This window comes from Deltaproteobacteria bacterium (assembly GCA_003194485.1).
In the GTDB taxonomy this organism is placed as follows: domain Bacteria; phylum Desulfobacterota; class Dissulfuribacteria; order Dissulfuribacterales; family UBA3076; genus UBA3076.
The window spans coordinates 12,146-24,369 of the sequence record PQXD01000016.1 but is presented as its reverse complement, the minus strand read 5'-3'; the positions used below and the strand labels follow the sequence as shown (position 1 = coordinate 24,369).

The 12,224-nt window shown below is 55.0% G+C and carries 7 protein-coding genes and 1 riboswitch; all 7 genes read left to right on the top strand.

Annotation, left to right across the window (positions count from 1 at the left end; all coding sequences use genetic code 11):
• Positions 1 to 44 precede the first annotated feature (44 nt).
• Positions 45 to 1,139: a radical SAM protein gene (locus tag C4B57_09070; protein PXF53732.1), complete on the top strand. Its 1,095-nt coding sequence runs from the start codon at positions 45 to 47 to the stop codon at positions 1,137 to 1,139.
• On the top strand, positions 1,136 to 4,909 hold the full coding sequence (locus tag C4B57_09065; GenBank protein PXF53731.1) for a cobalamin biosynthesis protein CobN: 3,774 nt from the start codon (positions 1,136 to 1,138) through the stop codon (positions 4,907 to 4,909). The genes C4B57_09070 and C4B57_09065 overlap by 4 nt, the downstream gene beginning before the upstream one ends.
• A gap of 164 nt (positions 4,910 to 5,073) precedes the next feature.
• Positions 5,074 to 7,089 (top strand): magnesium chelatase, encoded by a 2,016-nt coding sequence (locus C4B57_09060; GenBank protein ID PXF53730.1) that lies wholly within the window; start codon positions 5,074 to 5,076, stop codon positions 7,087 to 7,089.
• Positions 7,086 to 8,123, top strand: a complete 1,038-nt coding sequence (locus C4B57_09055) for a magnesium chelatase ATPase subunit I (protein ID PXF53729.1) — start codon at positions 7,086 to 7,088, stop codon at positions 8,121 to 8,123. The genes C4B57_09060 and C4B57_09055 overlap by 4 nt, the downstream gene beginning before the upstream one ends.
• Positions 8,120 to 8,959: an ABC transporter gene (locus tag C4B57_09050; GenBank protein PXF53728.1), complete on the top strand. Its 840-nt coding sequence runs from the start codon at positions 8,120 to 8,122 to the stop codon at positions 8,957 to 8,959. Before C4B57_09055 ends, C4B57_09050 begins: the two co-directional genes overlap by 4 nt.
• Positions 8,953 to 9,693 (top strand): ABC transporter, encoded by a 741-nt coding sequence (locus tag C4B57_09045; GenBank protein ID PXF53727.1) that lies wholly within the window; start codon positions 8,953 to 8,955, stop codon positions 9,691 to 9,693. Before C4B57_09050 ends, C4B57_09045 begins: the two co-directional genes overlap by 7 nt.
• A 78-nt stretch (positions 9,694 to 9,771) precedes the next feature.
• Positions 9,772 to 9,981: riboswitch (cobalamin riboswitch) on the top strand.
• A 182-nt stretch (positions 9,982 to 10,163) separates the two neighbouring features.
• Complete coding sequence (locus C4B57_09040) at positions 10,164 to 12,194, top strand: TonB-dependent receptor (protein PXF53726.1); 2,031 nt, start codon at positions 10,164 to 10,166, stop codon at positions 12,192 to 12,194.
• The last annotated feature ends 30 nt before the right edge of the window (positions 12,195 to 12,224 follow it).

Here is a 12,224-nt window from a genome sequence, read left to right as displayed (position 1 = left end):
AGGGTCACGTGCTGCAAAAGCCTCAGAAAACAGGGGGCGAGAGCATGTTGGGAAAAGAAGCACCCTGTGACCGGTTCCATGGAAAGAGGAGAAAAATAATCAGCACTGTGCGGAAACAGATAACCCCGGCGACCAGATACCTTATTCTGGCGCTTACGGATGAATGCAATCTTCGCTGTCTTTACTGCTACCGGGGAGAACCGGAAGCAAAGCAGTCAATGTCACGGAAAACGGCTGGGAAAAGCCTGCGGTTTGCCGCCGCTTCGGGCAAAGCGTTCCACGTCCAGATGACCGGCGGGGAACCGGCATTGGTACCGGAAATGATCGAATGGACGTCGTCACAGATACGTTCGGTCGGCCGGCCCGCCACCATCGCCGTCCAGACCAACGGCACCCTGCTGGACCGCGCGCTTATCAAGTATTTGAAACGGTATGATGTGCAGGTGGGAATCAGCCTGGACGGAACACCGGCGGTTCAGGAGAAATTACGGGGCAGGGCGGCAGAGACGATTCGGGGCATGAAACTCCTTTCCGATGCGAATATGGAATTCCGGGTAACCGCCGTGGTAACCCGGCAAAATGTAAAACATCTCCATGACCTGGCCCTGTTTCTGGCCGCATTCCCCGGATGCAGAGGGTTGGGGCTGGACATGCTGGTCAACAGGGGGCGCGCTGCGGCATCAAAGACAGTGGCTGCCCCTTTGCCGGAGGCGCTTAAAACCGGTGTTATCCGTCTTACGGAAACACTTCGCCGGATAAACAGGAGACGCTCGGTCCCCATACAGCTCCGGGAATGGGAACGGATAAAAGGGCGCCGCGTACGCGGAGCCAGTGACTATTGTCACGCCTGCCGCGGCGAAAGTCTGGCTGTTTTGCCGGATGGCACCCTTTTCCCCTGCTCCCAGACCGCTGGTGATCCGGCGTTTGCCTGCGGCACCGTGGACGCTCCGGATACGTCGAAAATAACGGCATTAAGCGGATTGACCCTGCGCGGGGAGCAGTGCGGGGGCTGCCTGCTGGCGTCATACTGTCCCGGTGATTGTCCAAGCAGGCTATATTACAACGGCATCCAAAACAGTCGGCTGGCCTGTGTCATGTATCAGACGCTATGGCAAGAATACACAAGGAGTCTGCAATGAGACCTTTTACACTTTGCTACTTCAGCGCCCATTCCATGGAGATCCCCTCCTTAAGCGCCGGCGTGCGGCAATATCAGGAAGGGGGCGGAAAGATCAGGATCGTGGCCAGGACCCGGAGCCAGCTTTTTGATGAATCGAGAATAGAGGCATTTGTCCGGGACGCACTCAATTGCGATGCCGTCCTTGTTGTCCTCCACGGCGGCAGGGAATCCTGTCCGGCCTTTGATGCCCTGGCGAAAGCTGTTACGGAAAAGAAAGACCATGGGGAGAAAACGCCCTGTTTTCATATTCATCCCCAGGGGAGCGATGAAGACGGCCTTTTGGCTGCCCGGGAGTATGACGACGCATTCGGCACGGACAGATGGGACACGTTGAACCGTTACCTTATGCACGGCGGGCGCGTCAATTTCCAGAATATGCTCATCTATCTTTACAATCTGCTGTTTGACGAGGAAGTGCCGTGCGATCCCCCGCAAAGGCTTCCCCAGGAAGGGATCTATCACCCAGATATCCCCGGTATTCCAGACGTAAAAGATTATCTGAAACAAAAGGTGGACCCGGAAAAGATCACCGCGGGTCTCTGGTTCTATCAATCCTACTGGCTCAATGACAATCTGGCCTATATAGACGCCGTTATCCGTGAAATTGAACTCCAGGGGGCCAACGTCATCTGTGTATTTCATTTCAGATATAAGGATGCCGAGCGGGGAAACCGCGGCGCCGACTATGTGGTCGATAATTTCTTCATGGATAACGGCAGGCCGCGGATTGATGTCCTGATCAGCCCGATGATGTTTTCTCTGACCCTGGCGGCCCCTGAGTACAAAGACCTCCTGCCGAAGCTGAATGTCCCGTTCATCCAGGCCATGGTCACCATGAATTCCTATGCCGAGTGGAAGGAGGGCCTTCAGGGGGTCTCCACCATGGATGTCTCCTTTTCGGCGGCCCAGCCTGAATTTGACGGTGCCCTGATTACCGTTCCTGTGGCCACGCGAGAACAGGAGGACATTGATCCGGTCACGGGCGCGCTGCTTGCCAGATATGTACCCATACCCGAACGGGTCAAAAAGATGGTTTCCCTGTCGCTCAATTGGGCCAGGCTGCGGAAAATCAGCAATAAAGACAAAAAGATCGCTATTGTTTTTCATCACTACCCGCCGAGAAACGACCGCATCGGCTGCGCTGCGGGCCTTGACAGCTTTGAGAGCGTAAAACTCCTTCTCGACCGGATGAAAGAAGAGGGCTATTGGATCGACAGGATTTATGAAAGCGGCGATGAGCTGGCCAGGGAGTTGCTCGACCGCATGACCTGTGATCAGCGCTGGCTGACCCCGGAACGTATGGCCCAAAGGGCCGCGGCCCATGCCGGTGAAGAGATGTTTGGGCCATGGCACGAGGCATTGCCCGCACCCATCCGCGAAAAGATGACCGCGGACTGGGGCGAGGTCCCCGGAGACCTTTTCGTGCATGAAGGAAAAATGCATTTCGCCGGGTTGATCAACGGTAATATCTTCATCACCATCCAGCCCCCCCGCGGTTATTTCGAAAATATCGACAAAATCTATCATGATTTTTATCTCTCCCCGCCCCACCACTATCTGGCCCATTACCGGTGGATCAAGGATGTTTTCAGGGCGGACGCGGTGATGCACGTTGGCAAACATGGTTCCCTGGAATGGTTGCCGGGCAAGGCCCTGGGCCTGTCTGATGCGTGCTATCCCGATCTTGCCATCATGGACCTGCCGAATGTTTACCCTTATATCATCAACGACCCCAGTGAAGGCACTCAGGCCAAGCGCCGTTCCTATTGCTGCATCATCGATCACCTCACCCCGGCGTTCACCAACGCCGACCTCTACGAAGACCTGGCAAAGGTGGAGAATCTTTTAAAAGACTATGCGGATGCGGGCCGGGAGGATCCAGGGAAGCTGCCGGTCCTGCGTCCCATGATCTGGGAGGCACTGAAGGCAGCGGACCTGCATAAGGATTTAGAAATAAGTGAAAAAGACGCGTTTGCCGATTTCGACGCACTCCTCGAAAAACTCCACGGCTACCTGGCCGATCTCGCAGACACCATGATTAATGACGGGCTGCACATTATGGGCAAATCGCCGGAGGAAGACCGGCTTGTGGAATTTCTCGTTCAGCTTACCAGGTTGCCCAACGGGGGCACTCCTTCGCTGCGCGAATCGGCTCTGAATGCTCTCGGCTATGACTATGATGATCTTTTGGAAAATAAAGGCAAATCTCTGCTGCGCTTTCAGAACAAAACCGGTGGACAAATTATTCAAAGCGCCCATGAAAAGGGGTTGGCCATGGTGAAAGCGCTGGAAGAAAGCCGGTTTGATGCCGCCGGCATTGATGCCGTTGTTGAATCCCATCTGGGCCGCAGGGACAAGAATGTCGCTGCTGTCTTGCACTACATCTGTGAAATATTGACGCCCAATATCCGGAGGGTCACCGATGAAATCGACTCAAGCCTTACCGGGTTCGACGGCGGGTTTGTTCTGCCCGGGCCGTCGGGCGCGCCCAGCCGGGGGCAGGCCGATATCCTGCCCACGGGCAGGAATTTTTATTCCGTCGATCCCCAAAAAATCCCGACCCCGGGGGCCTGGGAAGTAGGCAAGAAGCTGGGAGAAGCCCTGATTTCAAGGTGCCTGGAAGAGACGGGGAAATATCCTGAAGGCGTCGGAATTATCGTTTGGGGCGGCTCCACCATGCGCACCAAGGGAGATGATATCGCCGAGATTTACTACCTCATGGGCGTAAAGCCCGTGTGGGCCAAGGGAAGCGGAGACGTGACCGGTCTTGAGGTAATTCCGGCATCTGAACTGGGACGGCCCCGACTCGATGTGGTGCCGCGCATCTCCGGATTTTTCCGGGATTCGTTTCCGAACCTGGTTGAGCGGATCGACGAGGCGGCGCGAATAGTGGCCGCGTTAAACGAACCGCCGGATGCCAATATCCTGCGGCGCAATGTCCTGCGGGACGCGGAAGGCTATATGAAAGAGGGCATGGCCGGGGAAGAGGCCATGCGGGAGGCCACGTTCCGGGTCTTCGGCTGCCCGCCGGGCACATATGGGGCCGGGGTCTCCGAACTGATTGAGTCGAAAAACTGGAAGACCCAGGAAGATCTGGGCAACAACTACATCCGATATAGTGCTCACGCATATGGCAAGGGAAGTTACGGCAGGCAGAAGCCGGCCGCGTTCCGCAACCTTCTTTCCCGCATGGATGTGACGGTCAAAAACGAGGATTCCAGAGAATACGACATGATGTCGTGCACCGACTTTTATAACTACTACGGCGGCCTTATCGTAGCGGCCAAGACCGTGCGCGGCGAGCTTCCCTTCGCCCTGGTAGGTGACAGCGCCGACCCCAGGCGGGTGAAGATGCGTACCACCTTTGAGAAGGCCAAACACGTGCTGCGCTCCCGCCTTGTCAATCCCAAGTGGCTGGAGGGAATGAAACGCCACGGCTACAAAGGCGCCGGGGACATCTCCCACATGATGGACGTGGTCCTCGGCTGGGACGCCACGGCAGAAGTGATCGATGACTGGATGTACAAGAAAATCGCGGAAAAGTTCGCCCTTGATCCTGCCATGCAGGAATGGATGAGGGAAGTAAACCCCTACGCCCTGCAAAACATCTTAGATAAGCTGCTGGAGGCGATCAGCCGGGGGATGTGGAACGCTGACCCGGACATGGAAAACGAGTTGCGCGAGGCATACCTGGAAATGGAAGGTGAGATTGAAGGGCTTACGGAATAGGAAACGGGGCGTCCTGGACGGGAGGCGGGTTCGGTCTTCCGGAGTTCTTCGGAGAAGTCAAAAATATCGGGGATAAGACATATCGTTACGGAGACGGCTGGCTGGCGCCGCCGCGAACCTGGATTTGCGGCTTCAACTACGAGTTTTAAATACCAATAGAGATGATGTTTAAAAAAATATATCCATTTGCAGCCATTGTCGGTCAGGAGGAACTAAAACTCGCATTGCTGCTCAATGCGGTTAACCCGAAGATAGGAGGCGTCCTGATCCGGGGAGAAAAGGGCACGGCCAAATCGACGACCGTCCGGGCCCTGGCTGCCCTGCTGCCCGAAATCAGGGTGGTTGCTGGATGTCCCTATTTTTGCGATCCCGACGATGAAGACGGGATGTGTGAAAGGTGCAAGGGAAAAGCGCCTGTCCGTGAAATCCGGCGCCGGAGGATTCGGGTCTTGACCCTGCCGCTCAACGCCACGGAAGACCGGGTGGCGGGTGGAATCGATTTCAGCCTGGCCGTCAAGGAAGGCAAGCGCGCCGTCCTCCCCGGACTCCTGGCCGAGGCCAACCGGTCGATCCTTTATGTGGATGAGGTGAACCTTTTAGACGACCACATCGTGGACATCATCCTGGATGCGGCCGCTTCCGGAGAAAACCGCATCGAGCGCGAGGGGATTTCGTTTCGGCACCCGGCCTCATTTATCCTGGTGGGGACCATGAACCCGGAAGAAGGAGAGCTCAGGCCCCAGTTCCTGGACCGTTTCGGCCTCTGCGTGGATATCGAGGCGGAGACCGATATCGAGCAACGGGTTGAGTTGATGAAAAGGAGGGAGTCCTTTGATCTCGATCCCAAAGAATTTCTGAAGGGGTTTGAAAAGGAAAACGCCCAGACGTCTGAACGTATTCTGTCGGCAAGGGATCATTTAAACGCAGTCAGGCTGCCCAAACACCTGAGGACCTTTATTTCCGAGTTGTGCACGAAAAATCTCGTGGCAGGCCACCGGGCCGACCTGGTCATGGAACAGGCGGCCAGGGCCCATGCGGCGTTGCGGCAACGCTTTGAAGTCACCACGGATGATATCGCAAAAGTGGCGCCTTTTGTCATCGTCCATAGGAGACGGGATGCGGCGCCCCCGCCACAGCCTGATCAGCCCAAAGAAGAACCGCCTGAAGATAAGAATAAGAGTGAGCAGGACCCGCCGCCGGAGACGGAAAAACCGGACAACAGGCCGGATGCGCAACCGGAGGCCGTGACCGGTGAAGGGTCACGGCCTTCCGGAGATCAGCCCGGGGATGCAGATAAAACGGATAGCGTTGAGCAACCTGATGAAAAGATATCTCCCGAGCAGATTTTTGAAGTGGGATCCACCTTTGCGGTCAAAAAAATCGTCTCCCCACGGGACCGGATTTACCGGCGGGGTTCCGGCCGGAGATCCCGTACCCGTGTTTCCCTGAAACAGGGGCGCTACATCAAGAGCATGCCTGGAAGCAGGAGCGGAGATATCGCCCTGGACGCCACCCTGCGGGCCGCGGCCCCTTATCAGCTCAAAAGAAAGGGGGAGAACGGCCTGGCGGTAGTCTTGAAGAAAGAGGATATCCGGGAAAAGATCCGGGAAAAACGGATTGGAAATTTCCTTCTCTTTGTCGTGGATGCCAGCGGTTCCATGGGCGCCAGGGGAAGGATGGCCGCCTCCAAGGGCGCAATCATGTCCCTGCTCCTGGATGCTTATCAAAAAAGGGACAAGGTGGCCATGATCTCTTTTCGGCAAAATGGAGCGGATCTGAACCTGCCGCCCACATCTTCCGTGGAAATGGCGGGCAAGCTGCTGGCGGAAATGCCGGTGGGCGGCAGGACTCCCCTTTCCGCAGGGCTTGCCGCGGCCCACGAACAGGTCAGGAATCATCTTTTGCGTGATCCCGCGGCCCGGCCCATTGTGGTCATCATTACGGACGGCAAGAGCAACGTGGCCATGGGAGACCAAAAACCGGTTGAAGAATCATTTGACTTTGCAGCAAAAATGGCCGCCGACCCGAGGGTTATATATATCGTGGTGGATACCGAAGAAACAGGACTTGTTACATTCGGCCTGGCAGAGCAGCTTGCCAGGGTTTTCAATGCCCGGTATTTCAAAATCGAAGAACTCAAAGCCGACCAACTGGTGAATATTGTCAAGGAAAGACGATGAAAAACAAGCAACATATTTATCCGTTTACGGCCATTGTAGGCCAGGAAAAGATGAAGCTCGCGCTTATATTGAACATCATCAACCCCACACTTTCCGGGGTACTGATCCGCGGGGAAAAGGGCACGGCCAAATCCACAGCGGTCCGGGCACTTGCGGATATCCTGCCGGAAATCGAGGTGTTTGAAAACGATCCGTTTAACCTCTCTCCGGATGAGGAATTCGATGTGTACCTGGAGTGTATGCGCGCCGTGGGCCAGGAAGAGATTTCTCAAGCAGGACGGCCGGCAACAGTAAAACGAAAGGTGCGGGTGGTGGAGCTGCCGGTAGGCGCTACCGAGGACCGGGTGGTGGGGACTCTGGACCTGGAGCATGCCCTGAAGACAGGGGAAAAACAAATTGAACCCGGTATCCTGGCGGCCGCGCACCGGGGTATCCTTTATGTGGATGAGGTGAACCTGCTGGATGATCACGTGGTGGATATCCTGCTCGATTCCGCGGCCATGGGGGTCAACACCATCGAGCGGGAGGGGGTTTCATTTTCCCACCCTGCCCGTTTTATCCTGGTGGGGACCATGAACCCGGAAGAAGGAGAGCTCAGGCCCCAACTCCTGGACCGGTTCGGCCTGTGCGTTCTCATCGAGGGAATCCGGGACCCTGAAGCCCGGGTGGCGATCATGGAGCAGCGGACCGGCTTTGATGCCGATCCCGTTGGATTTTGCAGGGAGTGGGAGCCGGCTTCGAAGGAGCTGGCCAAAAAAATCGAGCAGGCAATCGCACTCTACCCCAGGGTCACTGTTGAACGAACGCTGCTTTTTGAAATCGCTTCCTATTGTCTTGACGTGGGAGTGGACGGTCACCGGGGAGATATCATTATCTTGAAGACAGCCAAAACCCTGGCCGCCTATCACGGCCGGCGGGAAGTCATGCCTGAAGATATTGAAGCGGCCGCCGGACTGGCCCTGCCCCACCGCGTTCGCCGCCAGCCGCTTCAGGAAATAGGAGGCGATGTGAAGGGCATGCGGACGAAAAGATGATACGGGTCGAAAACTTGAGCAAATCCTACAGGGGCATCCATGCCTTAAAAGGTGTCAATTTTCATGTGCCGGAAGGGGAACTTTTCGCCTATCTCGGCCCCAACGGCGCCGGCAAAACGACCACAATCCGGATCCTGACCGGGCTCACCCGGCGTTCGGCAGGCAATGCCTGGCTGAACGGTTTCAATATCGAAAAAGAGGGCCTTGCGGCCAAAAGGGAATTCGGAATGGTAATGCAGTCCATCAACCTGGACCAGGAACTCACCACTTTTGAAAATCTGGATATTCACGGCAGGATTTTTCATATGGCCGCACGAGAAAGGAGAAAAAAGATCGACGAACTCTTGAGCTATGTTGATCTCATTGACCGGAGAAATGATCTGGTCAAACAGCTTTCCGGCGGCATGAAACGCAGGCTGACGATTGCCAGGGCCCTGGTCCATTCCCCCAGGATTCTCTTTTTAGACGAGCCAACGGTGGGCCTTGATCCGCAAATCCGCAGGAGGATCTGGGGATTAATAAAAAGGATTCAGCATACCGGCACTACTATATTTTTGACCACCCATTACATCGAGGAGGCTGAATTCCTGGCCGACCGGGTGGCCTTTCTGGATGAAGGGAGGGTTGTTGCCACCGATACGCCTGCAGAATTAATGGCACAGACAGGCGCATGGGCCATTGACCGGATAAATGACGACAAGATAGAGACGGTCTGTTTCAAAACCCGTCACGACGCCGGCGTCTTCATTGCCGGTCAAAAAGGGAGTTACACCCTGCGGAGGGTAAACCTGGAGGATTCATTCCTAACACTCACCGGAAAGAGGGTCCAATGCTGAGGGGTTTTACCGCAGTCTATCTCCGCGAGATATTGATCCTGAAACACCGGCTCAAACGGCAGATCCTGAGCATGGCGGTCTCCCCTTTGCTCTATCTGATCGCCTTCGGATACGCCATGGGGGATGGGGCAAGCTTTGACGGGCATACCTATACGGAATTTCTGATACCGGGCCTGGTGGCCATGAGCAGCATGACCCAGGCCTTTGCCATCTCCACTGATATCAATGTGGCGCGTTTCTACTGGCATATCTTTGAAGAATTCCAGGCCGCGCCCATCAGCAATGCCGCCTATGTGGCCGGCGAAGTCCTGGCAGGCATGACCCGGGCCCTGCTTTCGGTTGCCGTGATCATAGTCCTCGGCATGCTTTTCGATGTGATGCTGAATTACTATAACCCGCTCTTCTGGCTGGCCGTCGGGCTCAACAGCTTTGTTTTCGCGTCCCTGGCCGTGGGCCTTGCCATGCTGGTGAAATCCCATGCAGATCAGGCGATGTTCACGAGCTTTGTGATCACGCCCATGGCCTTTTTAGGGGGCACTTTTTTTCCTGTGGACCGCCTTCCGGCCTGGGCACAGAAAATCATTTGCCTGCTGCCGCTTACCCACGCCTCAAAGGCGATCCGGCAGACGGCTTTCGGCATGACACCCGGCTACTATTCATACCCGTTGCTGGCGGCAATCGGAGGGGTGTTCTTTTTCATGGCCCTAAAATGCGTCAACCAGGCAAGGGACTGACATGGGGACGAAGGCATTTACAAATACGTAAAAGAAAGGAGGTGATGCCGTAACAACCTGATCAAAATCATATATCGGCAAAGAAAGGAGGATACCGGCGCCGTTGAGGCTTAATAGGGAATCCCGTGAAAAACGGGAGCGGTCCCGCCGCTGTAACCCCGCCCCTTGCGGTTAATGCAAGGAGGACCCTTTCGGCACTATCGCGCCACTGTTTCGATGGAATCGGGACGGGAAGGCCGCCGGAAGGGAGGGGGAGCCAGAAGACCTGCCGGTATCTTAAGGATCGTTTCAAGCCGTCGAGGAACGGGTTGCGATCAGCCGGAATATAAGCGCCATATTGGTTTCAACAAGGTGTTGATGAGCGGCTGTCCCGCTTCCCCGGCTTGTCCATCGGGGACCGGCCGTGAAGGTCTCAACACCGGCCTCCCCGTACAACAGCGAACAGCGTATGGAGATAAAAGGGAGGAAAGATGAAAATGAAACTGATGACGGCGTTTTTGATTATTGGTCTGATAACCGCCTTCCAGCCGGCCATGGCGGAAGAAAAACAGGAAGAAGCTAACGCTGCGAAGCTGGAGGAAATTGTCGTTACGGCAACACGATCGGAGGTAAAAAAAGAAGAAGTCCCGGCCGTTATCGAGGTTATTGGCAAACTGGATCTTGACACCACGGTGGACCGCAACATTGTCCGCATTCTTAAAAAGAACAGCAGCATCGACGTAATCGACTATCCGGGCGTGCTGTCCGGAATCAGTATCCGCGGCTTCCGGCCGGAATTTTCAGGGATTACCAAACACAGCCTGGTGTTGATCGACGGCCGGCCCGCGGGCGCTACCAATCTCGCCACAATCTTAAAAGACAATGTGGAGCGCGTTGAAATCCTCAAGGGTCCTGCATCCGCCCTGTACGGCGCCGAAGCCATGGGCGGCGTGGTGAATATCATCACAAAGAGATCAAAAGGTAAGATCAAGACGCATCTTACCGGAGGTGGCGGGAGTTTCAGCACCCACTATGAGAGCATTGCCTCGGGCGGCAAGATAAACGACAGGCTTGATTTTGACGCCTCTGTCAGCAACAAAAACCAGAATACCGACTTCAGAATGGGCAACGGCCATAAAAGAGACAATACGGGCTACAAGGAGAGATACGGCAACTTGAGACTGGGCTCATCGTTTACGGGCAACTGGCGTCTCGATATCAAGGGCGACTGGTATGCCGGCAGGGATATTGCGACCCCCGGTCCGCTGTATTACGAGGACAGAAGGCCCTCTGAAAAGGATATAGACCGTTACGGCGGAGATATCTCCATGAAAGGGAAGATCGGCAGCAATGAGCCGCTGCTCACCGTGTACGCCTCCCATGAAGATACTGAATATACCCGGGAATATGAGGGACAGCCTCATTACAAAAATTACGAAAGCGAAATCGAGTGGTGGGGAGCACAGCTTCAGGACTGCTTTCACTTCCTTGATAACGATATCACGATAGGTGCAGATTATCAGGATATCGACATTGAATCAAAGAGCTATAATAGCGACGGTACCCGCAAGGCCCCCTATTCACCGGATAATGAGCGTGAAAATGTGGGGGTTTTTGCCGATGCCTTTTTGAGGCTCTTTGACGAACGGCTCATACTGAACACGGGAATCCGCTACGACTGGTTTGAGCTGACCACCAAAAAAACGCCGCTGAAGACCGACTTTCACCCCGGCTCCGAGACCTTTGACCATGCTAGTCCCCGTGCCGGCCTGAAGTATTTCATCACGAATGACCGTGTCTTTCAGTTCCATACCACCATTGGAACGGCCTTTGTCCCGCCCCAGGCAAACCAGATGGCGGGTTACTCCGAGCGGGAAGTCAGCGGAGGAATAATGATTAACAGGGGCAATCCGGGTCTCGATCCTGAAAAAAGCCTGACGTGGGATGCGGGGCTTTCCTTTCAGAAGAAGGTTTGGGGCATATTTGCGGACATCACCTATTTTCATACCGACGTGGACGACAAGATATCAAAGGTGAAAGCCAGCGACACCGAAACTACTTACGACAATTCCGATGAGGCCGAGATACACGGGCTGGAATTTGAATTATCGGTGGATGCTGGCCGGATCATGAACCAGGATCGAACCCTTGAATTTTTTATCAATGGAACGCGTCTTTTCAGCGCGGTTGAAAAGGTCCCCGGAGAAAATGAACGGGATATCCACAACGTCTCGCACTGGAAGCTCAATACCGGCGTCCGCTACGATGACGGCATGTTCTTCGGGAAATTCCTGGTCCGCTATATGGGAAAAAGAAAAGACTATGACTGGTATACAATCGGTTATCCCGTTATCACTTACGACGACTTTACGGTATGCGATCTGGAAGCAGGGGTCAAATTCCTGAAGCACCACCGGGTCAAGCTGAGCGTCGAAAATATTTTTGACAGGTACTACTATGAAAAGCCTGAATTCCCGCTTCCCGGACGGGCAATCTATGCGGAGTATTCGTTCAATTTTTGATCCGAGAGATGCCTGATCGAACCAGGGACC